The sequence below is a fragment of the Streptosporangium sp. NPDC002544 genome, from assembly GCF_040295965.1.
Taxonomy (GTDB): Bacteria; Actinomycetota; Actinomycetes; order Streptosporangiales; family Streptosporangiaceae; genus Streptosporangium.
Window position 1 is genome coordinate 184,491 of record NZ_JBEOWJ010000016.1, and the last position, 23,456, is coordinate 207,946.

The following is a 23,456-nucleotide window of genomic DNA, read 5'->3' on the forward strand; positions in this document are numbered from 1 at the left end:
GCCGGGATGATCGGTCTATTGACCGTATACGTCCGTGTCGTCAAAAGATGGGGTCTTTTCTGGAGGGCCTCCGGCCAGGGGTGACGCCGTCGGCCCTGTGCGGCTCCGCGTTCCGGCGGCGTAATATGTGCACTCGTTTGGGGAGGCGGAACGGCGTGGAGATCGCTGCACAAGAAGGACTTCTGGGGCCGCTGCTGCTCGCGCGCAGTGCCATCGACAGGTCGGCGGTGCTCCGCGGCGACACCGAGTGGCTGGAGCGGGCCTGGGCGGACGGCGCGACCAGGGTCGTGGTCGTCGACGACGGACAGGCGCTGATCCGGCGCAGCGGCGGAGAGGCGGAGCTGGTCCTGCTGTCCACCGCCGACGCTCCCGAGGGAGAGCGTTACCTGCTCGGCGTCGACGCGGAGGGCATCGCCTACTTCGCCGTGACGGCGTCGCTGGCCACCGCCACCCATACCGGCTCCTTCAACCGGATCGTCTCCCCGCTCGACCCCTCGGAACTGGGTGAGGGGCAGACCGTCACCGCCGGGCTGCGCCAGGTGGGATCGTTGCTGGGCGATCTGGACGCCGGCCTGCTGGTGTACGCGGTCGCCCTGGAGGCATGGCACTCCACCCACGAGTACTGCCCCCGATGCGGGAGCCGCACCGAGGTCCGGGCCGGCGGGCATGTGCGCGTCTGCCCCAAGGACGACAGCCAGCACTTTCCCCGGGTCGACCCTGCGGTGATCATGCTGATCCACGATGACGACGACAGGTGCCTGCTGGCCAGAGGACCGCAGTGGCCCGAGGGGCGGCTGTCGGTGCTGGCCGGTTTCGTCGAGCCGGGCGAGTCGCTGGAACAAGCCGTGGCGCGCGAGGTGTCCGAGGAGGTCGGCGTGCGGGTCACCGATGCGCGCTACATGGGCAGCCAGCCCTGGCCGTTCCCGCGCAGCCTGATGCTCGGTTTCTTCGCGCGGGCCACGTCGACGGAGTTCGTGCTGGACTCCGAGGAGATCGCCGAGGCCCACTGGTTCAGCCGCGCCGAGCTGCTGGCCGCGATGGAGAGCGGCGAGGTGCGCCTGCCGTCGGAGCTGTCGATCGCCCGTAGGCTCATCGAGACCTGGTACGGCGCACCGCTGACCGGCGACTGGTGAACGTGTCCGCCGCCGTGTCCGCCGCCATGTCCGCCATACGCCACGGGCGCTGACGGATCCGGCGGCCGAGACCGCGCGGGCTCAGCCGCCGACGACGGTGACGGGCACCCGCTGGACCGAGTTGTCGGCGAATCCCCCGCGGTTCCACGGCGCATCCATCGGATTCCTCCGGCGGCGAGGTGCTACCGGTCTGACTTCGGGGCTTTCGCGGGACATGCTCCGGCCCGGACACTCGTGCCGCGTGCTCGTACGTCCGCGATGGAGCCCGTACCGGTATGCGGGGCCCGGGCATGTGTGAGCCCCGGTTTTCGGTGGAACCGGGGCTCGGGTGGTGCGAGGGAACGGTTACACGCCCGCGCCCGCCAGGATGCGCTTGACCTCGATCACCGAGGGGTTGGTCCTGACGATCTGGCCGGTGGGGGAGTCGACCACGACGGTGGGCACGACCTGGTTACCGTTGTTGACGCTCATGACGAAGGTGGCGGCGTCCGGATCGCTCTCGATGTCGACCTCGTTGTAGGAGATGCCCTCGCGGCTGAGCTGGCTCTTCAACCGCTTGCAGGGGCCGCACCAGGTGGTGGTGTACACAGTCAGCGCCATGTCGTGAAAAATCCCCTCATGTGATGTCCGGCGCCATTGGCAACAAAGTGAGAGCCGTTCATCTTCCCGATGAGAGAAGCTTCTCCGCGACCCACTGCTGGACCTGCTCCGCCACGCCGGGCAGCCGGTAAAGAGGCGCGCTGTGCTCGACGCCCTGCTCGGTCAGCACCGTCACCGGCACGCCGACCTGCTGCAGGTGCTCCTTGAGTTGCCTGCTGTGCTCCGCCGAGACGAACTCGTCCGACGAGTGCACGATCAGCATGGGCGCGTCGCCGCGGCTCGCGTGCCACGGTACCTCCATGCTGGTCCACACCCTGGCGCACTTGCCGGTGGGCTCGCAGCCTCCGGCGAGCTTGATGGCTGAATCGCGCAATTTGCGCTTGTTCGGGTCGAGGGTGCCGATGCCTTCGGTGTACGCGGTGAGCGGGGAGATCACCGGAGAGATGCCGACCACGCCGCGCAGGCCGGGCAGGCCGTTCTTGTAGGTACCGACGGCGGTGGCCAGATGGCCTCCGGCGGAGAAGCCGACGACCACGTAGTTGTTCGGGTCGAAGGACCAGCGCGCCGCGTGCCGTCGCGCGGTGGCGATGGCACCGAAGGTGTCGGTGCGCGGGGCCGGCCAGGAGGCGTCGCCCGAGAGGCGGTAGTTGATGTTGAAGACCACGTAGCCCTGTTCGGCGTAGCTACGGCTCACCTCGGTCATGTACTTCTTGTCCCCCGAGGACCACCAGCCGCCGTGGATCAGGAAGACGCCCGGCCGCTTCAGCTCGTCGGGCTGGTACCAGACGTCCATGCGCTGGCGCACGTGCCGGCCGTAGGCCACGGTTTCGACAAGGGTGCCCTGGACCAGCGGGGCGGTCCCTGTGCTCGGCGTTGGAGCCGGAGTCGGAGTCGGAGCCGGCGTCGGGGTGACCTTGCCCGCCTTTCCGGCACCGACCTGGGTCGGCGCTGAGATCGCGTGTGCGGACGCGGTCGTGTGCACCACCGCGGGTCCGACCACCGTCGCCGCCAGAGCGAGCGCACCCACGGTTACCCAACTTCGCACGGGCCTCTTCCTTCCCCGGAACCAGTCGCACCTCATTGTGGGGCAAAAGGCCCACTTTATGCATCTCGGTGATCGATACAGGGTGAAGGCGGCATGTTGCCAGAATGAGCGAGGTTTGGCCAGAGCCTGGGAGGATATTGCGGCCCGGTCCGTTCGACTGCCTGTAAGGAGGCTCTGTGAGGCCCGACGACATTCTGGCGGCACTGGATCCGGAGCAGCGTGAGGTGGCCGAAGCCGTCCGGGGACCGGTCTGCGTCCTTGCCGGCGCGGGGACGGGCAAGACCCGCGCCATCACCCATCGCATCGCGCACGCCGTCCACAACGGGGTGGTCGACGCCCAGGGGGTGCTGGCGGTGACGTTCACCACACGCGCGGCCGGTGAGCTCAGGCAGCGGCTGCGCCAGCTCGGCGCGCCGGGCGTGCAGGCGCGCACCTTCCACGCCGCCGCACTGCGTCAGCTCACCTACTTCTGGCCGCGGGTCATCGGCGGCGACCCGCCCAGGGTGATCGAGTCGAAACTGCCGCTGCTGATCGACGCCTGCCGCTCCCTGCGCAAGAACCAGGATCGCTCGGAGTTGCGCGACATCGCCTCCGAGATCGAGTGGGCCAAGGTCACCCAGATCGGCCCCGAGGACTACGCGGAGGCCGCGAAGAAGGCCGGCCGGACCTCGCCCGTACCGGCCGAGGAGGTCTCCCGGCTCTACGAGATGTACGAGACCCTCCGCCGCGACCGGCACCTGGTCGACTTCGAGACCATCCTGGAGCTCACCGCGGCCGTGATGACCGAGCACCGCGAGGTGGCCAATGAGATCCGCAGGCAGTACCGCTACTTCGTGGTCGACGAGTACCAGGACGTCAACCCGCTGCAGAAGCTACTGCTGGACACCTGGCTCGGCGGGCGCGACGACCTGTGCGTGGTCGGCGACCCCAACCAGACGATCTACTCCTTCACCGGGGCCACGCCTCGCTACCTGACGGGTTTCTCGGTCGAGTACCCCAACGCCACCGTGATCAAGTTGGTCCGTGACTACCGCTCCACCCCCCAGGTCGTCTCCCTGGCCAACCGGGTGCTCGACCGGGCGAGGACCCCGCACAAGCTCGCCCTGATCGCCCAGCGTCCGGACGGTCCCGAACCGGTTTTCGCCGAGTACGACGACGAGACCGCCGAGGCGGAGGGGGTAGCGCGGGCAGTGCGGAAACTCGTCACCGGCGGCGTGCCGACCCGTGAGATCGCCGTGCTGTTCCGGGTCAACGCCCAGTCCGAGGCGTACGAGCAGGCGTTCAGCAAGGCCGGCCTGCCGTACGTGCTGCGCGGCGCCGACCGGTTCTTCGAGCGTCCCGAGGTCCGCCAGGCGGTCGTGCTGCTGCGCGGCGCCGCACGCTCCGCCGAACCCGGCGACACGCTCGCCTCGACCGTGCACCACATCCTGTCCGGCATCGGGCTCACCCCCGAGGCGCCCGGCGGAGGCAAGGCCCGCGAGAAGTGGGAGTCGCTGAAGGCCCTGGCCGACCTCGCCGAGGACCTCGCCGCCGCGGGCGCGGACCTGCCCGCCTTCGTCGCGGAGCTGGAGCGCCGGGCCAGCGAGCAGCACGCGCCGCCGGTCGAGGGGGTCACCCTCGCCTCGCTGCACGCGGCCAAGGGCCTGGAGTGGGACGCGGTCTTCCTCGTCGGCGTCACCGAGGGCATGCTGCCGATCATCTACGCGGAGACACCTGAGCAGATCGAGGAGGAACGTCGCCTCCTGTACGTCGGTGTCACCCGCGCCCGCGCCCACCTGGGGCTGTCGTGGGCGCTGGCGCGCTCGCCGGGAGGCAGGCGCTCCCGCAAACCCTCCCGATTCCTGGACGGGCTGACCGGTCGTGCCACGCAGCGGAGCCGCACACCCGCGGCGGCTGATCGCCGCGCGGTCGCCGCGCCGATCAGCTGCCGGATCTGCGGGAAGACCCTGATGGCCGCCGCCGAGCAGAAGCTCGGCAGGTGTGCCACCTGTCCCGCGGACTACGACGAGGCACTGCTCGAAGCGCTGAAGGCATGGCGTACGGGAGTCGCGAAGAAGGAGAAGCTCCCGCAGTGGGCGGTCTTCACCGACGTCACCCTCCAGGCCATCGCCGAGCGGGCACCGGTCTCCGAACAGGACCTGTTGACGATTACGGGAATCGGACGCGTCAAACTGGAGCGTTACGGTGAAGCGGTGCTTGAACTGTGCCGTGCCGCCGCAAACCATACGGAGGGCGCGTGAACGAGGCGTTAAAGGAGCTCCTGGACCTGCTTGACCTGGAGCAGATCGAGCTCGACATCTTCAGGGGACGCAGTCCCGAGGAGCGTATCCAGCGTGTCTTCGGTGGTCAGGTGGCCGCGCAGGCCTTGGTCGCCGCGGGGCGGACGGTGCCCGACGGCCGCGACGTCCACTCGTTGCACGCCTATTTCATCCGCCCGGGAGACCCGGCCATCCCGATCGTCTACAACGTGGAGCGGGTCCGTGACGGCCGCTCCTTCACCACCCGGCGGGTGGTGGCCATCCAGCACGGCAAGGCGATATTCACCATGTCGGCCTCCTTCCACGTGCAGGAGACCGGCGTCGAGCACCAGGCGGCCACGATGCCCCAGGTGATCGATCCTGAGGAACTGCCGTCCTACCGGGACCGGATGCTCCAGATCGTGGGGACGAACTCACTGATACGCGAGTGGGCGTCCAGGCCCAGGCCGGTGGACGCCCGCTATGTGACCCCTCTCACCTGGGAGGCCCATCGCGACCCGGAGCTTCGAGGTTCGAACACCAACGTGTGGTTCCGTTATGAGGCGGAGCTGCCCGACGACCCGCTGCTGCACGTGGTGCTCGCCGCCTACGCCTCCGACTTCACCCTGGTCGACACCGTGCTGCTGGCCCACGGTCTGGCCTGGGGCGCCTCCAACGTCTCCGGCGCCTCGCTGGACCACGCGATGTGGTTCCACCGCCCCATCCGGGTGGACGAGTGGGTGCTCTATGCTCAGGAGTCGCCGTGGTCGGGGGCGGCTCGCGGGCTCGCCAAGGGCGAGATGTTCACCCGGTCCGGGGAACTGGCCGTGTCGGTAGTTCAGGAAGCGATGATCCGCGTGAGATAGTCGCAAAGTCGCAGGTAGAAAATATGTTGCCCGCTCTGGTGGCCCGGGTTTAGGGTCATGGTCAAGCAAGTCGGACGTTCCTGTCCGACGATCCACGAATGGAGGTGAGTCCGCTGTGAAGAACATCCTGATGTCGTCCCAGATGGGGCTCGCTTCCGTGCGCCGTAACACCGTTCTGCCCTGCGGCAGCCAGGTCTCCCTCGCCCGTGGCGCGGCAGCTCCGGTTCTGCAGGACAACCCTGCCCGCTTCTGGGTCGAGGCCGACCGCCGGTCCGCCCTGATCGCCTTCGCGACAGAGGCCCCGGCCGTCCCGACCCTTGTGGGCGCCAGCTACGCAGCAACGACCAAGCACATCGGAAACGGTGGACTGCGCGGTCCGCAACCCTGGAGGCATCCTCCGGTCATAATCTGACCGAGGAAAGAGCCTTCAGGCCGCGGATCCGCACCAGGATCCGCGGCCTTCTTGTTTGTCCGCGTCATTCCTGACCCCCACCCAAGAGGTAGCCGAAGATCAACACCTAGCTGAGAGGTGAAACAGATGGGGGCCCAGACGGTCATGGACCTGATCGACGAAGCCACAATCCCCTGTCGTACCGACCCCGACCTGTGGTTCGCCGAGTCTCCGGAGGACGTGGAGTTCGCCAAGGCGCTCTGCGGAGGCTGCCCGATCCGCCAGGCCTGCCTGGCCCGCGCGCTGGAGCGCGAGGAGCCATGGGGAGTCTGGGGCGGCGAGCTCGTCCTGCGGGGGGCGATCGTCCCCCGGAAGCGTCCGCGCGGACGTCCGCGCAAGAACCCGGTCGCGGCCTGAACCATCCGGTCATTGCCCAGACCACCGAGAACTCGATCAACCAGGAATCACACGTTCCCGAAAGGACCACTCCGATGAGCTACTTCAACACCACGGGGCTCGACCTGCCGTCTATGCAAGAAGAACTGGTACGTGACCGAATACGGACCCTCCACCGCGAGGCGGAGGAGCATCGCAGGGCCGCCGGACTTCAACGTCTCCAACGCGCCCAGCGTGGTGCGGAACGCGCCTCGGTGCGCCTGCGCACCGCGCTCCTGCGCCTCGTCTGATCCGTGAGGATCGGCGGCGACGCATAGCGGACGCACAGTGGAACACGGCAGATGAATGAGGGGTGACCCGCTCCGGCGGGCCACCCCTCACGCGTCTCGACGGTGCCCCCTGCACGGGTCTCGCCGAACCGCCACTTATGCGTTCTACCGGGGTCCGCCCTGCACGGGTCTCGCCGGGCCGCCACTCATGCGGTTCGGCGGGTCGCCGCTCGTGGGCCTCGCCGAACCGCCCCTTACGCGTCTCGCCGGGTCGTCTCCGGTCAGGCGCTGGCGAGGGTGGGCTCTCCCGTATCCTCGTCGGCGAATCCGGGGACCCAGCGGATGACCTCCTGGCGGAAACGGGCGGTGGCGCCGAGCTGGCAGAGCACGCCGATCCCCGCCGTGTGCACCCGATGGATGAGGACGTACGACGCGGGCAGGTTGAGCTGGCGCACCACGTTGCCCGGACGCAGGTCGGTGGCCATGGCGGCCTGCTGCTGGAGCCACTCCCTGCTGAAGGAGAACTCCTCCACGGAGGTCGGCTCGACGTAGGGGGCGAGGAACGCCCGCAGGGCTTCGGTGTCGATCTCGATGTGCGGGCGGATGAACCCCTCGTCGCGCAGGCCCCGGACCACGGTCTCCATGTCGCCGTTGTTGAAGATGCGGGTCAGCTTCCCGAAGAGCGGCGGGTATCCGTCGGGCAGCCGGTTGACCGCGCCGAAGTCGAGCACGCACATCCTGCCGTCGTCGAGGATCCGGAAGTTGCCCGGATGGGGGTCGGCGTGGAGCATGCCCAGCCGGGCCGGTGAGGAGAACAGGAACCGGACGAGCTGGAGACCGGCCCGATCGCGCTCCTCCTGGGTGCCGTCGGTGATGACCCGTGACAGCGGGGTGCCGTCGACCCATTCGGAGACGAGCACCTGCTCGTTGGCGGCGATGACATCCGGGATCAGAAAGTCGGGGTCGTCCTTGAACTCCTGGGCGAAGGCGTGCTGCGCCTCGGCCTCGCGCAGGTAGTCGAGCTCCTCGATCACCCGCTCGCGCAGCTCGTTCAGGACCGCCTTGATGTCGAGACCGGGCAGTAGCACCCCGAAGAGCTTGCCGAGCCTGGCCAGCTGGGTGAAGTCGGAGAGCAGGGCCTTTCCCGCTCCCGGATACTGGATCTTGACCGCGACCGTCCGGCCGTCGTGCCAGACCGCCTTGTGCACCTGCCCGATCGAAGCGGCCGCGGTGGGCTTGTCGTCGAATGACTGGAAGTTCTCCCGCCAGTCGTCCCCCAACTGCTCGACGAGAACCTTGTGCACGGTCGCGATGGGAAGCGGTGGAGCCGCGTCCTGGAGCTTGGTCAGGGTCGCGCGGTAGGGGCCGGCGATCTCGGCGGGCAGTGCCGCCTCGAAGATGGACAGCGCCTGGCCGAGCTTCATCGCCCCGCCCTTGAGCTCTCCGAGAACCTTGAAGATCTGCTCGGCGGTGCGTTCCTGGATTTCCTGGGCGACGATCTCGGCCGACTTGCCGCCGATCCGTTTCCCGAGTCCGAGAGCGGTACGGCCGGCGAACCCGATGGGAAGGGCCGCCAGCTTTGCAGAGCGCGCAACGGCGCGACGCGGAAGGTCACTCACCTCGGTTAGCGGCGTGTCCCCCGTTACAGCGAGACGCCGCTCCCTCCCTTCGCTGTGCTTGTCCGTCAGCGGCAGGTAGCCGACGCGACCATTGTTAGCGAACCCAACTCGTTTCGGAAGCAACGACATTGAGGATGAACACTCCAGGATCGCCTTTTCCACGTCCAATCTGGCAATACTTCCATTGTGCTGTTTGTCACAACGGGTTCACGGCCATCTATCCAAGCAAGCGCATGACCGGTGGCCGATGCCGCCACCAGCGCGGACAGCGTCGTCCCGCACGCGATCTCCCCTGCGGGGAAGCCGCCCAGGCGCGCACTGACAATGGGCCAGCCGGGGTCGCGATCGCGTCGCGTCAAATCTAGGCAGTGCAGGCACGTGCTCCGTCCAGGTAGTACCAGCGGACCGACCGAACCGAAGGCCTCGAAGGCGGTTGCCAGCAAATGTGGGATCCCCCACTCGACGAGTTCCCTGACCAGGAGGCCGTCCAGGGGCACCACCGGAGCGAGCACCGCCAAGTCGGGTGGCCTGGCCCCGTCGGCCAGCTGGGCGGCGCCGTCGCCGGTCGACGCCGTGAGGCCGGGCGCCAGCCTCCTGGCCACCGCGACCGCACCGTCCTGCCTGCTCATCCCCACCTCCGTCCAGCCGAGCCCGCCGGGGACGACATCCCGTCGCCGGGTCGTACCGGGATCGACGACGCAGATGTGGCCGACCCCTGAGGCGGCGAGCAGGGCGACGACCTGCGCGCCCACCCGGCCCGCGCCGTAGACCCGCACCCGGGCCTGCTGCCTGCGTTCCAGCACGGCAAGCCCTCCGTCGACCGTGCCGGGGGAGAGGGAGAGCGCGTCCAGATCGGGCTGGAGCCGATCGCGCTCGGCCATCACGAGCGCGCGCAGCGGGCCGGGACCCGCCGCCGCGTCGTCCACCACCCCCCGGCTGACCAGCAGATCGAGCAGGGTCCGGCCGCGCTCCTCGCCGAGACCCGCGTCGGTGGCGCCGGCCAGCACGCCCGCGAGATCCCTTACGCCGTCGAGACTTTCCACCCAGCGGCGGACCTCCGGCTCCAGATCGCTCAGCACCACCGCGTGCCGGGGATGCAGGCCGAACTGCAGGGTGCGTCGGTCACGGGCGACGCGGCGCAGCGCGGGCTTCAGGCGTGGTCGCATCAGGGGGCCTTTCCTCGAAGGGGGGCAGCCTGCGGGAGAGCCGGTGAGCAGGCTGGCCGGGCGTGCCAGCGTGCCATGCCCCCGCGGGCTCCCGGACGTCTTTCCCGCCGCCTGTGGATAACTCCTGCCCTGTGGACAACTTCCGCCGGGCAGGGTTTCCCGGCAGGCCCCTCGGCGGTCGGGCGGAAAACGCCGTGGGTTACGCTCCCCGGCATGAACGAGATCTTGATTGATCGGCGGGAGAACGGTGTCGCGGTGCTCACCCTGAACCTCCCTGACCTGCGCAATGCGATGACCGACGCGATGACCGCCCGGTGGCGGCAGGCCGTCGCCGGCCTCGCGGCGGACCGCGACCTGCGGTGCGTGGTCGTCACCGGAGAGGGGAAGGCGTTCTGCGCCGGGGGAGACCTGTCCTGGCTCGCGGAGCGGCGGACCGAGGACGTCCCCGCCCTACGCGACCGGATGCTCGGCTTCTACCGGACCTGGCTGACGATCGCCGATCTGGAGGTGCCGACCATCGCCGCGGTCAACGGCGCCGCCGTCGGGGCGGGGTTGTGCCTCGCCCTCGCCTGTGACCTGGTCTACGCCGCCGAGGAGGCCAAGCTGCTCGCCCCCTTCACCTCGCTCGGCCTGCACCCCGGCATGGCGGCCACCTATCTGCTGCCCAGGGTCGCCGGGGTGGGTGTGGCCAGGGAGATGTTGCTCACAGGGCGGACGATGACAGGGCTGGAGGCGGCCTCCGCGGGGCTGGTGAACAGGGCGTTTCCCCGTGAGTCGCTGATGGCGGAGGTACTGGGCATCGCGTCGCGGATCGCCGCCAACGCGCCGATCGCCACCCGGCTCACCAAAGTCGCCCTCGCGGGCGGCGGGCACGCCGACCTCGACGCCGCGCTGCGTTGGGAGTCCCTTGCCCAGCCGGTCACCATGGCCTCCGATGACATGCTCGAAGGGCTGGCGGCTCAGCGAGAACAGCGGGTCCCGCGATTCGGCAACGCGTGAGACGGCTGATATCCAGGTTAATTAGATAAGTTGTGACCACACTTGATCGCTCCCGCCGAACAATCGGTGAACGGGGATTGACCAGCGGGAACGTGTTCTACCCCCTGGTGTGAATTCGCCATTCTCGGCTACCGTTCATATGTGCCCCCCGAGACAGTCGAGGTCCGCCGAAGTTCTCGCCGCCGGCGGACGGTTTCTGCGTACCGCGACGGTGAGAAAACGATCGTGCTCCTCCCCGCCGGTCTGAGTAGCACCGACGAGGAACAGTGGGTGCGCCGTATGCTCGATCGACTCGCGGCCAAGGAGCAGCGCAGACGTCCCTCGGACGACGACCTCCTCGATCGAGCCGTCGAGCTGTCGGCCCGCTACCTGGGCGGGGAGGCGAAACCGTCGAGCGTGCGCTGGGTGGAGAACCAGAAGCACCGTTGGGGCTCGTGCACCCCGGATCACGGAACCATCAGGATCTCCACGCGCCTGAGGGGCATGCCCTCGTGGGTGGTGGACTATGTGATCATGCACGAGCTCGTCCACCTGCTGGTGCCGAGTCACGGTTCGCGCTTCTGGGCGCTCGTGGAACGATATCCCAAGGCCGAGCGGGCACGGGGCTTCCTGGAGGGATTCTCCACGGCGGCCCACGGCTCCGCGGAGGAATGGTGACAGAGGATCGAGTGGTGGCCGTTCTCGTCACGCCCTCCGTGGCGGACGCGGCCCCGCCGGGAATCGGCGCCGCCGACTTCCTGACCGCCGTCGCCGAGGACACCTACGAACTCGTCGCCGGGCTCGACTTCGTCTCACCGGTCGTGGTGACGAGCGTACCGGGCATGGAGGAGATCGTCTGGCCGGGCACCCCTGTCGTTGAGATCCCCGACCTCTCGGGGAGCGCCCTGGTCGAGGCGGCCTTCGCCGCCCTGCCCCACGGCGAGCAGGCGGTCCTGCTGAGCGCCGACGCGCCCGACCTGCCTCCGCTGCTCATCGGCAAGCTCTTCCGCGAGCTCGGCCGGGCACGGATCGCCGTCTGCCCTGCCGCGGGCGGTGGCACGGTGGCGCTGGCCGCCCACCTGCCCTACCCGGGCTGGGCCTCGGTGGGCTTCGACGACCTCGACCCGGTCAAGGCGCTCCGTGCCTCGGCGCCCGGCAGCCGTATGGTCGCCAGGGGGCCCGGCTGGCATCGCCTGCGCGCTCCCGGAGACCTCCACCTCCTCGACCCGGGCCTCGAAGGCTGGGACAACACCCGGGCGCTGCTCTCGGCCTGAGCGGCCCGGGTGCCCGAGCCGTCAGGGCGAGGGCAGGCGTAGGTCGGCGAAGACGGCCCGGTGATCGGTGCCGGGAACGCTGTGCACGCTGACCGCGTTCACGCCCACCCGCCGGTCCACCACGACATGGTCGATCGTGATCAGCGGCGGGACGCGCTTGTTGACCGGCCAGGTGGGGGTCAGCCCCTCTCCGGCGCTGTCGGCCGCGTCCTGATAGCCACGGCCAAGAAAACGGCGCATGGCCGCGTGGTCGAGGCTGGCGTTGAAATCGCCCGCGAGGATGCGGATCGTGTCGGGCGCGGCGGAGGGCAGGGCGTCCAGCGCCGCCGTCCAGTCGTACACCTGCCTGCCCAGCGGCGGGAAGGGGTGCACATCGATGATCTCGACGGGCTTGGCGCCGGGGATGGTCATCAGCGCGGCGGGCATGTTGTGCCCGATCGCCTCGAACAGGTTCTCCCTGGGGGTCAGCGGATACCGGGAGTACAGGCCGCTGCCGCCGGCGCTCCACTCCGGCTCCAGCACCTGGTACGGCATGACGCCGCCAAGACCGGCCGCCTCCAGCTTCTCGACCATTCCCGGGGTCAGCTCCTGGGTGCTCAGCACGTCCGGGTCCAGCCGCCGGACCAGGTCCATCACGGCGTCGGGCTCGGCATGCCCGAACAGCGTGTTGAGTGTCAGCACCCGCAGGGGCGTTCCCGTCACCACATCCCCGGAGCGAAAGGCCCTGGGGAGCACGCTGAGGCCGAGCGCCGCGGTGGTGACCAGCGCGACGGCCGTCGCGGCCCGGTTGCGGGTCAGCGCGGACAGCAGCACCGGTACCAGCGAGGCGGCCGCCACGTACGGGGTACCGGTCATGAGCTGGGTGGTCAGCGAGTCACGTTCGAGTCCGGCCACCCGGGCCACCGCCCAGGCGGCGAACGGCGTCACCGCGGCCCAGGCGAGGGATTTGGGGATCCTCCAGCGCCGCGGCGGCGTCACGACCGCGCCTCTGGCGCTCCTGTCAGCCACGATGTCTACGCTCACAGTGCCCCGATCCGCTCTGTACAGCCTGATTGGGAACGAAGATATCCAGGCAGAGGTGAGACAAGCATAAAACGGTCCAACGCCCGCGGAAGACGGCCGGAAATCGACCGATTCATCGGAACCTATGCGTTCCGGGAACCCCCCGGTGGCCGCCGCGCCGCCCGGTGCGGTCGTCGCCGAGCCGCACAGGGCGAGCGTCCAGCCATCCGGAGCCGCGGTGGCACCGAGCCGCAAGGGCCCGAGCCGGTACCGGGCCGGGCTCCCGGTCAACCGGAGCGCAGGGCCTCGCGGGCGCGGCGGGCCAGGCGGCGGGTCGCCTCGTCGGAGAGTTCGGGGATCTCGTCCACGGGGAACCAGCGCAGGTCGAGCGACTCGGCGCTGATCACGGCCTCGACGTCCGCAGGGGCGACCGCGCCGTACTCCACGTCCAGATGGCTGCTGTGCGGCGGATGGCACCAGACCCGGTGCCGGTCGAGTGCCAGCGGACCGGGCAGCAGCCGCAGGCCCGGAATACCGGACTCCTCGGTGGCCTCACGCATCGCCACCGCCTCAAGGGAGACATCGCCGCGCTCGCAGTGGCCGCCCATGGGCAGCCACATCCCGGCCTTGGGGTGCAGCGTCAGCAGAACCCGCTCGCCGTCGTGGGAGAGCACCGCGGTCGTGGCCGTCAGGTGACCGGTGACGCACTCGCGCCACATCGCGTCATCATGGGCGTGTACGTGATCCAGGAACTCCTTGCGGAGGATCTCCTCCTCCGCCGTGGGCGCGATCCACCCCGTGAGCACGTCCCGCGCGTCGGCGCGCAGGCTCACGCGCCGCCCCCACCGGCGCCGCCCTTGTCATCGCCCTTGTCATCGTCCTCGCCGGGAGTGGCGGGAGGCTCGCGCAGAGATCCCTCCAGGGACGACAGGTCGAGCTCGGGCTCGCCCCGTACGAACCCCTCGGGGTTGTCGAGGTCGTCGGCGGTGGGCATGAGGTCGGGGTGGCTCCAGACCGCGTCGCGGCCGTCGATGCCCCGGTCGGATTCCAACGCCTGCCACAGGGTGGCGGCCTCGCGCAGGCGGCGAGGCCGGAGTTCGAGGCCGACGAGCGTGGCGAAGGTCTGCTCCGCGGGGCCGCCGGTCGCCCTGCGCCGCCGTACGGTCTCCGCCAGCGCCGTCGCCGAGGGGAGCTTGCCGTCCGCGGCGCCGTCCACGACGGTGCCGACCCAGCCCTCGACGAGAGCGAGCATGGTCTCCAGCCGGGACAGGGCGGCCTTCTGCCGCTCGGTCTCCTCGGGCTTGAGCAGGTTGCCGCCGCTCAGCGCCTGCTGGAGCTGCTCGGGATTGTTGAGATCGAGCCCGCGGAGCTGCTCCTCCAGGGCGGAGGCGTCCACCGTGATACCCCTGGCGTACTCCTCCACGGCTCCGAGCAGGTGCGCGCGCAGCCACGGCACGTGCTGGAACAGCCGGTGGTGGGCCGCCTCGCGCAGGGCGAGATAGAGGCGGATCTCCTCGGCGGGGGTCTCCAGACCCTGGCTGAACGCCGAGATGCCGCCGGGCAGCAGGGCGGCGTTGTCCGACAGCGGCAGGCCGATGTCGGTGGCGCCGATCACCTCCAGGGCGAGCGAGCCGATGGCCTGGCCGATCTGCTGGCCGACCATCATGCCGCCCATCTGCTTCATCATCCCCATCAGCGGCCCGGCCATGGCCTGAGCCTCCGGGGGCAGACCGGAGGCGCCGAGCGTGCCGCTCATGGTCTCGACCATGCGGGCGGCGATCGGGTCACAGAGCTTCTGCCAGACGGGGACGGTCTTCTCGATCCACTCCGAACGGCTCCACGCCTGAGGGTTGCTCACCCCGCTCGGTAGGGAGGTGGCCTCATTGAGCCAAAGGTCGGCCAGGTTCAGGGCGTCGACGACCTGGCGTCGCTCGCCCTCCATGACACTGGGATCGCCCTCGGCGACCACAACGTGCCGTGCGATGTTCTTCGCCATGTCCCAGTTGACGGGACCTGAGGTCGGCGGAGCGGAGAGCATGTCGGCGAACTGGCGCATTGCCGCTGCGATCTGCTCCGGGTCGCCGAACATGGCGAACGGATTGTCGTTGGGGTCGTTTTCCCGACCTGGCAAGTCAGTCACCGCTCTACCTCGTGCAGGATGGAGGAGTCCACATCCGCCACGTTATCCGTCGCATGGCGGGTCAGTGCAAAGTGAGGACCTGGTGCCTACCTCGAAACGCTCCCGCCCCCCTGTCGTCGCCGTCACCGGCGCCGCCTCGGGCATAGGCCGTGCTTTCCTCGCGAAGGTCGCCTCGTCTGCGGATTTCCGCAGGGTTGTGGCCATCGACGAGCAGCGCGGAGATGTGCCCGATGTCACATGGCGGGTGCTCGATGTTCGAGATCCGCTCTTGGCGAACCGCATATCCGATATTGACGTGCTCGTGCACCTGGCCGGTGACTACGCGCTCGACGCAGACCCCGCGGAGCGACGCGCCTACAACCTGCGCGCGGCCCAGACGGTGCTCACCGCCAGTGCTGCGGCGAGGGTGCGGCGGGTCGTGCTGGTCACCAGCGCCATGGTGTACGGAGCCGTACCCGACAATCCCGTCCCGCTGCCTGAGGATTCCGAGGTCGCCGCCGAGCCGGATACGGGCATGGTCGGTGACCATCTGGAGATCGAGGCACTGGCCCGGCGCTCCCTGCGCAGCCACCCCGGTCTCGACGTGACCGTGGTCAGACCCGCGGCCGTGGTCGGCCCCGGTGTCGACAGCGTGGTGACCCGGCACTTCGAGGCGCCCCGGCTGCTGACCGTCAAGGGATGCAACCCTCGCTGGCAGTTCTGCCACGTGGACGACCTGGTCGCGGTCCTGGAGATGGCGGCGCTCGGCACGGTCTCCGGGGTGGTGGCCGTCGGAGGCGAGGGCTGGCTGGAGCAGGAGCAGGTGGAGGAGATCTCCGGGCTGCGCCGGCTGGAACTGCCCGCAGGGCTGACCTTCGGAACCGCCCAGCGCCTGCACCGCCTCGGCGTCACCCCGGCTCCGGCCACCGACCTGCACTACGTCGTCTACCCCTGGGTGGTCGACTGCGCGACGCTGCGCGAGGTCGGCTGGAAACCGATGTGGACCAACGAGGCCGCGTTCGAGCAGCTCCTGGAGCTGCGTGGTGGCAGGCACGCCGTCGTGGGCCGCCGCCTGTCCGGCAAGGAGGCCACGCTCACCGCGGCCGGCGCCACCGTCGCCGTCCTCGGCACCGCGGCGATCGTCCGCGCCGCCCGCAAGAAGCGCCGCCCCTGACGGCCCCAGAGAGCCCGAGGGAGCGGCCGCGCCGGGGGACTGGACCCCCGCGAGGCCGCGCCAGCGACTGGACTGAGGAGAAGGAACGCGCCGTTCTCCCGCCCCAAGAATCACCCCGGGGACGTGCCCCATGCCTCCCCTTGGGGGACTTCCCGTGAGGCCGCGCCGGCGACTGGACTGAGGAGAGCGGGGTCGCGAGGAACGAGCGGCCCCGGTCGACGAGGGAAGGAGCCGGACAAGAGCGGCCTCACCGCGACGCGTTAGCGTCGCCGTAAACTCTGTGCGTGGATGTCATCCGGTTGCTCGATATTCGCGACAGCGCGCTCTCCGTCGACGAGGTGCTCGCCGCCGTCGGCAATCACGCCGCGGGCGGTACGACGGTCTTCGTCGGCACGGTACGAGAAGAGGATCACGGCAGGCCGGTCACGAGCCTGTCCTACTCGGCACATCCGAGTGCCGCGGGCGAGCTGCGCCGGGTGGCCGAGAAGGTCGCCGTGGACTTCCCGGTGACCGCCCTGGCGGCCGTTCACCGGGTCGGCGATCTGAGGCTCGGTGACGTCGCGGTCGTCGTGGCGGTCGCCGCGCCGCACCGCGGTGAGGCGTTCGAGGCATCCAGAAGGTTGATCGACGATCTCAAGAGCCAGGTCCCCATCTGGAAGAACCAGTTTTTCACCGACGGTTCCTCCGAGTGGGTGGGAGCCTGCGATTGATCTCGGCTGAGGGGTATGCGCCCGTCGGCGCGGCGGCGTCCGGGTGCGGTTTCATGACCTGTCGTACGGCATAGGCTTTGTCCATGTCCCGACGAGCCCTGACTTTGATGGTGGCGGGCTTTCTCACGCTCATGCTCGCGCTGGTCGGCGCCGTGCTGCCGGTGCCGTACGTCGTGCTGAGCCCTGGGCCGACCGAGAACACCATCGGTGAGGTCGACGGCAAACCGGTGATCAGCATCGAGGGACACCAGACGTATCCGACCGACGGCAAGCTCAGCCTCGTCACCGTCGCCTACCAGGGCGGCCCCGGAACCAGAATCGATCTGTTCAGCGCGCTCAGGGGATGGATCGATCCCACCATCGCGGTCGTGCCCGAGGAGACGATCTTCCCTCCGGCGACCACCGCCAAGGAGGTCGAGGAGCAGAACACCCAGGAGATGACGAACTCCCAGGACGATGCGACCGCGGCGGCGCTGACCGAGCTGAGGATTCCCTACAACTCGATCGTGACCGTGGGCTCCACGGAGAAGGGCATGCCGGCCGACGGGAAGTTCAAGGCCGGTGACGAGATCGTCTCGGTGGACGGCACGCCCGTGGCCGATCGGGAGACCGTCTCCTCCTCCGTTCGCAAGCACAAGCCGGGCGAAGAGGTCAGTTTCGTCGTCAACCGTGGCGCCCAGAGCCTGACCATCGCCGTCCCTACCGTCGCAGGTAAGGACGGAGCACCCATCGTGGGCATCACCATGCGGGTCGGTTACAAGTTCCCCTTCGAGGTCAAGATCAATGTTGGCGACGTCGGCGGGCCGAGCGCGGGGATGATGTTCTCCCTGGGCATCGTCGACAAGCTCACCCCGGGGTCGTTGACCGGCGGCAAGTCCATCGCGGGGACCGGGACGATCACCGCGGAGGGCGACGTGGGCCCGATCGGCGGCATCCAGCAGAAGATGGTCGGTGCCAGGAGGGCCGGTGCGACGGTCTTCCTGACCCCGGCCGAAAACTGCGCCGAGGCGGTCAGAGCGATCCCGGACGGGCTCAGGCTGGTCAAGGTCGAGACGCTGCGCCAGGCCGTTCAGGCGATCGACTCGATCCGCACCGGCTCGGGTTCCGTGCAGAGCTGCCCGACCGGCTGACGCCGGAACCGGGCCGGATGCCGACCGTGCGCCAGGACGCCACGGTGCACGCGATCCGCGCTGGAGGGGCGGCTCCGCGGGCTCGACGGCGAGGTGAGCGTGATGTCCGGTTTGCAAAGAAAGTTGAATTTTCGGGTCTGGAGTTCGTCATGGGGCACTCATCAGGACCCTTGCGCGTTGCTACCGATGGACCCGATACCAGCGGACTGTTGTGGCCGGACCGTGCCCGAAAGGCTAAGCGCGCCCCAACTCTCGCCGGTGTAGGTTTCCAGACACGGACCGTGCTCTTACGACAAGGGGTTGGCCTTGAGCTTCCGGACCCCCGGAGCCGGTAGGGCAATGCGCTTGCCCCGCCGGCCACGACTGCTACTTCCCGTCGCGATCACTCTGGTCGTGATAGTCGCGTTATTCTTCCTCTTTGCTGGCATTTTTACCGACTACCTCTGGTACGAATCGGTCGACTACACGGCCGTCTTCTCCGGCGTGATCGTTACGCAGATCCTCCTGTTCGTCGTCGGTGCGCTGCTGATGGTCGGCATCGTCGGCGGCAACATGCTGATGGCGTACCGCATGCGGCCGATGTTCGGCCCCGGGATGTTCGGCGGTGCCAGCGGTGCCGACCGGTATCGGATGGCCCTCGACCCGCACCGCAAACTGATCTTCCTGATCGGTGTGGCGGTGCTCGGCCTGTTCGCGGGATCATCCTTCTCCGGTCAGTGGAAGACCTGGCTGGAGTTCATCAACGCGACGCCGTTCGGTGAGACCGACCCGCAGTTCGGCTACGACATCTCCTTCTTCATGTTCACCTATCCCTTCATCCGGATGGTGCTGAACTTCCTGTTCGTCGCGGTGGTGTTGTCCGCCCTGCTGTCGGCGATCGTGCACTACCTGTACGGCGGGTTCCGGCTCCAGTCACCCGGCGTGCACGCCTCGCGCGGCGCCCGGGCGCACCTGTCGGTGCTGCTCGGCATCTTCGTGCTGCTGAAGGCGGTCGCCTACTGGTACGACCGGTACGGGCTGGTCTTCTCCGACCGGGGCTTCAGACACGGTGCCTCGTACACCGACGTCAACGCGGTGCTTCCCGCCAAGAACATCCTGGCGATCATCGCGCTGATCTGCGCCGTCCTGTTCTTCGCCGGGGTCGTGCGATCCGGCGGCATGCTGCCCGGCGTCGGCTTCGGCCTCCTGGTGCTCTCGGCCATCCTGATCGGCGGGGTCTACCCGGCCCTGGTCGAGCAGTTCCAGGTCAAGCCGAACCAGCAGGGCAAGGAGCAGGAGTACATCAAGCGCAACATCGACGCGACACGAAAAGCCTACGGCGTGGACGACGCCGAGGTGATCGACTACACGGCTCAGGGTGACCCGAGCAAGGTCAACGTCACCGCCGACAGCTCCATCTCCGGCGTGCGCCTGCTCGACCCGAGCCTGGTCGCCAAGACCTACCAGCAGAAGCAGCGGATCCGCGGTTACTACGACTTCCACGAGCCGCTCGACGTCGACCGCTACCCCGACGCGGACGGCACGATCCGTGACACCGTCGTCGCCGTACGAGAGCTCACCGGACCGCCGGCGGAGCAGAACAACTGGATCAACCGGCACCTCGTCTACACCCACGGCAACGGTTTCGTGGCCGCGCCCGGCAACGAGGTCGACTCCGAGGGCCTGCCCAACTTCGACGCCAAGGACATGCCGGTCACCGGCTCCCTGGTGGAGCGGACGAAGCTCAAGGAATCGCGGATCTACTTCGGCGAGGCGCCCGCTTCGACCCAGTACGTCGTCGTCGGCGGCGGCGGGGAGAAGCAGCAGGAGCTCGACTACCCCGAGAGCGGCGGCACCGGCCAGAAGAACACCACCTACGACGGCAAGGGCGGGGTCCCTGTCGGTTCGTTCATCAACAGGATGCTCTACGCCGCCAAGTACGGCGAGATCAACCTGCTGCTCTCCGGAGACATCAACGCGAACTCCAAGATCCTTTACGAGCGCAACCCGCAGGCGCGCATCGCCAAGGCGGCGCCGTTCCTGAGCCTGGACGACAACCCCTATCCCGCCATCGTCGACGGCAGGGTGGTCTGGATCTCCGACGCCTACACCACTTCCAACGCCTACCCGTACTCCCAGAGCAAGAGCCTGGAGGCGATGACGCGGGACACCATCACCGACCCGCGCCTGGTGGTGCCGCAGCCGCGTGACCAGATCAACTACATGCGCAACTCGGTGAAGGCCGTGGTCGACGCCTACGACGGCACCGTCAGCCTGTACGCGTGGGACGAGAAGGACCCCATCCTGCAGACCTGGCGCAAGGCCTTCCCCGGCATCATCAAGCCGCAGACGGAGATGTCGCCCGACCTCAAGCAGCACCTGCGCTACCCGGAGGCGCTGTTCAAGGTCCAGCGCGACGTGCTCTCCCAGTACCACATCTCCGACCCGAACGCCTTCTACAGCGGCCAGGACTTCTGGAACGTCCCGAACGACCCGTCCGGCGACCACGACACCAAGCAGCCGCCGTACTACCTGTCGGTCAAGATGCCGAAGACCTCGGCGCCCTCGTTCTCGCTGACGACCACGTTCGTGCCGCGCCAGGGGCCCAACCTGGCGGCGTTCATGGCCGTGGACGCCAACCCCGGACCGGATTACGGGAAGCTGCGCATCCTGCGCATGCCGTCCAACACCACGATTCCCGGACCCGGCCAGGTGCAGAACAACTTCCAGAACAAGTTCTCCGGCGAGCTCAACCTGCTCGGACTCGGCCAGGCGAAGGTCCGCTACGGCAACCTGCTGACCCTGCCGTTCGCCGACGGCCTGGTCTACGTCGAGCCGGTCTACGTGGAGATCGCGGCCGCCTCCGGCCAGGAGCCGTACCCGATCCTCCGCCGGGTCCTGGTGGCCTACGGCAACAAGGTCGGTTCGGCAGACACGCTCAAGGGCGCGTTGGAGCAGGTCTTCGGCAACGGCACCCAGAGCACGCCGCAGGGCGAGAACACGTCCGGTGAGGCGAAGCCGGAGGAGGCCAAGCCCACCACCGAGCTGGCCAAGTCGATCGACGAGGTGCAGAAGGCGTACGACAAGGCGCAGAAGGCGCTCCAGGCGAACCCGCCGAACTGGACCGAGTACGGCACCGCCCAGCAGGAGCTTGAGAAGGCGCTGGGCAAGCTGAAGGACACCGCCGAGACAACGGGGGTCACCCCCAGCCCGTCACCCTCGGCGACACCGTCCGGCACACCGGCTCCGTCGGCGACGCCATCGCCCCCGCCAAGTTCCTAGGGGGGCCGATGCAGGGGCCCAGCGCTATTCGATTCGCGTCCACCTCCAAAGCCGGGTATGGTTCAGACATACACCGACGCGGGGTGGAGCAGCTCGGTAGCTCGCTGGGCTCATAACCCAGAGGTCGCAGGTTCAAATCCTGTCCCCGCTACCAACGAAGATCCCGGTCGCCGGAAACGGCGACCGGGATCTTCTGCGTTTCCCCGGCTTCTCCTGAACCGGGGCCGGGAGGCCGGCCGGGTAACCCTCGCGCGGGGTCCACAGCCGACGTAAAGCGTTCACCGCTCAAGCTCTGGTGCCCCGTCCGTGCGCGAGGTGGCGGGTGAGGGCGATGCCTTCGGCCACGGCCGTCCTGACCTGCGTGATCACACTGCGACCGGGTTATCCGCGAGCGGGGGGCGCGGGATAAGTCAACCCGCGTCCCCGCGCCGATTTGCAGCCGGAGGGGAATTGCGGCTAGTGTTCAAACACACACCGACGCGGGGTGGAGCAGCTCGGTAGCTCGCTGGGCTCATAACCCAGAGGTCGCAGGTTCAAATCCTGTCCCCGCTACCAACGAAGGCCCTGATCTCCTGGAGATCAGGGCCTTCTGCGTTTCCGTGACTGGTCTGCCCAGTGCCCCTGGTCGCTGAAGGGAGAGGAGGGGGGGCAGGGGCCGACCTGAGGCGCCGTCACGGAGCCGTGGCTCGTCCGGCCCCCACCCGGCGATGCCGCGGAACGAAACCGGGCTTGGCGCGACGCACCAGCAGGCTCGCCTTGTAAAGAGCCCAGCAGGTGAGGAAGGCCCCGAAGGAGACCTGCCCGACCCACGTCCACGTCGAGGTCTCGACGGCCGCGAACATCACTACACCGGTCCAGACGAAGCCGAAGACGCCCACGAGGGTCGCCGCAGCCCAATTCAGCCCTCGCTGCAACATGCCTGGAGTCTTACAGATCTCGGTTCAAGACCAGGTCAATGACGTGGAACGCCTCATCGGGGGATGCTACGGCTTGTGCCGGCACACCTGCGCGTGCGAGCCCCTCCGGTGTTCATCGGGGTGGTTCCGAGAGGATTCTCCTCAAGATAGGCCAGCAGCATGGCCGCTGTGTGGGCGTCTGCCAGGATCCGGTTCACCTCGTCCTCGGATGTCGGGAGCTGACCACGCTTGGCGAGCTCGTCGGTGAGGAAGGTCAGCGGCTCCGGGTAGCCGGCCGCCTCCGCGGCGACCGTTGCCCGAGCCGCGGTGAGGAGACGCAGGTAGTAGGCGCGGAGGGTCGCCTCTCGCATGCGTGCGTCTTCAAGGTCGTTCAGCAGAGACCTGGCGACTCTCAACAAGTCACCTGGGTGATCGGCCTCCGCGTCGATGTGCGCGCGGATGTCGTCGAACTCCGAGCGGGTCATGGTGCTCACCTCCACGGCGGAGTCAGGATCCTGACCCTCGCGCCTACTTCGTATCCAGAGTCGATTGCGAATGGCTTGACGTCTGGTTGCGCACTTCGACTTCCTATGACTGTTTGGGACGCGCGAGCCCCGGGGATGGTTGGCAAGTTGTCTCTGTGACGTGAGAGTCCTGGTAGTGTTCTTCTCGCAGGGCAACGAGCCCCCGGATCCAGAATCTCCCGGGTGGGCGGAGTGCCCGGCAAAACCCTCTCGCTATCCCGACAAATCGGGCGTGTCTGCATGAGTTGGACATCGACCGGATGTTGGAGTAAGTTAGAGGGGTTGCCCTGGAGACAGGGTGGTCGCAATCCTAGCGGATTCGGCGGGTCTGGGTCGATGGTCGGGAAGCCGACAATTTGACACAAACCCGGCAGATCCGATAAGATGGTGACACGGAATGGAACGCCCCGAAGTCCGGGACACCGCGAACGCGGGTCTGCGGACAACGGTGTACGCGTCCGTTTCTTGAGAACTCAACAGTGTGTTAAAAGCCAGTGCATGAAGCACAACCCTGTCCAACCTGCCCTTTCATCGGGGTGGGGGACGGATTCCTTTGGTTGAACATCCATCGGTGAGATGGGTGCTTTCAGCCGGGAGCAACTGTTCAGACATTGTTTGGAGAGTTTGATCCTGGCTCAGGACGAACGCTGGCGGCGTGCTTAACAC

The 23,456-nt window shown here is 68.3% G+C and carries 22 protein-coding genes and 2 tRNA genes; 15 read left to right on the plus strand and 9 right to left on the minus strand.

From position 1 onward, the window contains the following. The first annotated feature begins 155 nt into the window (after positions 1-155). The gene (gene nudC / locus ABT061_RS24750) at positions 156-1,133 is read left to right on the plus strand and encodes an NAD(+) diphosphatase (protein WP_350921973.1); all 978 of its coding nucleotides are present in this window, start codon (positions 156-158) and stop codon (positions 1,131-1,133) included. A 345-nt stretch (positions 1,134-1,478) separates the two neighbouring features. On the opposite strand, the gene ABT061_RS24755 is transcribed toward nudC, so the two are convergent. Next, the gene (locus tag ABT061_RS24755) at positions 1,479-1,733 is read right to left on the minus strand and encodes a mycoredoxin (protein ID WP_350921976.1); all 255 of its coding nucleotides are present in this window, start codon (positions 1,731-1,733) and stop codon (positions 1,479-1,481) included. A 58-nt stretch (positions 1,734-1,791) separates the two neighbouring features. After that, positions 1,792-2,778, minus strand: a complete 987-nt coding sequence (locus tag ABT061_RS24760) for an alpha/beta hydrolase (protein WP_350921978.1) — start codon at positions 2,776-2,778, stop codon at positions 1,792-1,794. A 176-nt stretch (positions 2,779-2,954) separates the two neighbouring features. On the opposite strand from ABT061_RS24760, the gene ABT061_RS24765 reads away from it, so the two are divergent. From ABT061_RS24765 to ABT061_RS24785, 5 genes are all read left to right on the plus strand, one after another. Continuing rightward, positions 2,955-5,018 carry an ATP-dependent DNA helicase UvrD2 gene (locus ABT061_RS24765; protein ID WP_350921980.1) on the plus strand — a complete coding sequence of 688 codons (2,064 nt, stop codon included), beginning with the start codon at positions 2,955-2,957 and terminating at the stop codon, positions 5,016-5,018. After that, on the plus strand, positions 5,015-5,881 hold the full coding sequence (gene tesB, locus ABT061_RS24770) for an acyl-CoA thioesterase II (protein ID WP_350921983.1): 867 nt from the start codon (positions 5,015-5,017) through the stop codon (positions 5,879-5,881). The genes ABT061_RS24765 and tesB overlap by 4 nt, the downstream gene beginning before the upstream one ends. Positions 5,882-5,996: 115 nt before the next feature. Next, the gene (locus tag ABT061_RS24775; protein ID WP_350921985.1) at positions 5,997-6,293 is read left to right on the plus strand and encodes a hypothetical protein; all 297 of its coding nucleotides are present in this window, start codon (positions 5,997-5,999) and stop codon (positions 6,291-6,293) included. Between the two features lie 126 nt (positions 6,294-6,419). Continuing rightward, positions 6,420-6,689: a WhiB family transcriptional regulator gene (locus tag ABT061_RS24780; protein ID WP_030910441.1), complete on the plus strand. Its 270-nt coding sequence runs from the start codon at positions 6,420-6,422 to the stop codon at positions 6,687-6,689. 74 nt (positions 6,690-6,763) lie between these two features. Further along, positions 6,764-6,958, plus strand: coding sequence for a putative WhiB-interacting protein (locus ABT061_RS24785; RefSeq protein ID WP_350921988.1), 195 nt, complete (start codon positions 6,764-6,766; stop codon positions 6,956-6,958). Between the two features lie 260 nt (positions 6,959-7,218). On the opposite strand, the gene ABT061_RS24790 is transcribed toward ABT061_RS24785, so the two are convergent. Together ABT061_RS24790 and ABT061_RS24795 are read right to left on the minus strand one after the other, a co-directional pair. Further along, a complete protein-coding gene (locus ABT061_RS24790) occupies positions 7,219-8,556 on the minus strand; it encodes an ABC1 kinase family protein (protein WP_350921991.1) in 1,338 nt (445 codons plus the stop codon). Positions 8,557-8,621: 65 nt separating this feature from the next. Beyond that, positions 8,622-9,722, minus strand: coding sequence for a ThiF family adenylyltransferase (locus tag ABT061_RS24795; protein WP_350921994.1), 1,101 nt, complete (start codon positions 9,720-9,722; stop codon positions 8,622-8,624). Between the two features lie 213 nt (positions 9,723-9,935). Here ABT061_RS24795 and ABT061_RS24800 point away from each other — a divergent pair, with 213 nt between their 5' ends. From ABT061_RS24800 to ABT061_RS24810, 3 genes are all read left to right on the plus strand, one after another. Beyond that, complete coding sequence (locus ABT061_RS24800; protein ID WP_350921997.1) at positions 9,936-10,721, plus strand: enoyl-CoA hydratase/isomerase family protein; 786 nt, start codon at positions 9,936-9,938, stop codon at positions 10,719-10,721. Positions 10,722-10,862: 141 nt separating this feature from the next. Next, complete coding sequence (locus ABT061_RS24805; RefSeq protein ID WP_350922000.1) at positions 10,863-11,378, plus strand: M48 metallopeptidase family protein; 516 nt, start codon at positions 10,863-10,865, stop codon at positions 11,376-11,378. 14 nt (positions 11,379-11,392) lie between these two features. Next, complete coding sequence (locus tag ABT061_RS24810; protein ID WP_350922003.1) at positions 11,393-11,974, plus strand: glycosyltransferase family protein; 582 nt, start codon at positions 11,393-11,395, stop codon at positions 11,972-11,974. 21 nt (positions 11,975-11,995) lie between these two features. Here the strand turns inward: ABT061_RS24810 and ABT061_RS24815 are convergent, their stop codons facing one another. The 3 genes from ABT061_RS24815 to ABT061_RS24825 form a co-directional block, all read right to left on the minus strand. Then, on the minus strand, positions 11,996-12,982 hold the full coding sequence (locus tag ABT061_RS24815; RefSeq protein WP_350922005.1) for an endonuclease/exonuclease/phosphatase family protein: 987 nt from the start codon (positions 12,980-12,982) through the stop codon (positions 11,996-11,998). A gap of 281 nt (positions 12,983-13,263) precedes the next feature. Then, positions 13,264-13,809 (minus strand): NUDIX hydrolase, encoded by a 546-nt coding sequence (locus ABT061_RS24820; protein WP_350922007.1) that lies wholly within the window; start codon positions 13,807-13,809, stop codon positions 13,264-13,266. Continuing rightward, positions 13,806-15,116 (minus strand): zinc-dependent metalloprotease, encoded by a 1,311-nt coding sequence (locus ABT061_RS24825; RefSeq protein ID WP_350922009.1) that lies wholly within the window; start codon positions 15,114-15,116, stop codon positions 13,806-13,808. The genes ABT061_RS24820 and ABT061_RS24825 overlap by 4 nt, the downstream gene beginning before the upstream one ends. A 79-nt stretch (positions 15,117-15,195) precedes the next feature. Here ABT061_RS24825 and ABT061_RS24830 point away from each other — a divergent pair, with 79 nt between their 5' ends. The 6 genes from ABT061_RS24830 (at position 15,196) to ABT061_RS24855 (ending at position 21,925) form a co-directional block, all read left to right on the plus strand. Beyond that, the gene (locus tag ABT061_RS24830) at positions 15,196-16,269 is read left to right on the plus strand and encodes an NAD-dependent epimerase/dehydratase family protein (RefSeq protein ID WP_350922032.1); all 1,074 of its coding nucleotides are present in this window, start codon (positions 15,196-15,198) and stop codon (positions 16,267-16,269) included. 284 nt (positions 16,270-16,553) lie between these two features. Further along, positions 16,554-16,979 carry a molybdenum cofactor biosynthesis protein MoaE gene (locus ABT061_RS24835; protein ID WP_350922011.1) on the plus strand — a complete coding sequence of 142 codons (426 nt, stop codon included), beginning with the start codon at positions 16,554-16,556 and terminating at the stop codon, positions 16,977-16,979. Positions 16,980-17,062: 83 nt separating this feature from the next. Beyond that, positions 17,063-18,109, plus strand: a complete 1,047-nt coding sequence (locus ABT061_RS24840; protein WP_350922013.1) for a YlbL family protein — start codon at positions 17,063-17,065, stop codon at positions 18,107-18,109. Positions 18,110-18,448: 339 nt separating this feature from the next. Continuing rightward, positions 18,449-21,370 carry a UPF0182 family membrane protein gene (locus tag ABT061_RS24845; protein WP_350922016.1) on the plus strand — a complete coding sequence of 974 codons (2,922 nt, stop codon included), beginning with the start codon at positions 18,449-18,451 and terminating at the stop codon, positions 21,368-21,370. A 77-nt stretch (positions 21,371-21,447) separates the two neighbouring features. Further along, positions 21,448-21,524: transfer RNA gene (locus tag ABT061_RS24850), tRNA-Met, on the plus strand. Between the two features lie 324 nt (positions 21,525-21,848). Beyond that, a tRNA-Met gene (locus ABT061_RS24855) sits at positions 21,849-21,925 on the plus strand. Between the two features lie 116 nt (positions 21,926-22,041). Here ABT061_RS24855 and ABT061_RS24860 read toward each other — a convergent pair. Both ABT061_RS24860 and ABT061_RS24865 read right to left on the minus strand, forming a co-directional pair. After that, entirely contained in the window at positions 22,042-22,287 is a 246-nt protein-coding gene (locus tag ABT061_RS24860; protein WP_350922018.1) for a hypothetical protein, read from the minus strand. A 53-nt stretch (positions 22,288-22,340) separates the two neighbouring features. After that, entirely contained in the window at positions 22,341-22,751 is a 411-nt protein-coding gene (locus tag ABT061_RS24865; RefSeq protein ID WP_350922020.1) for a hypothetical protein, read from the minus strand. Positions 22,752-23,456 lie beyond the last annotated feature (705 nt).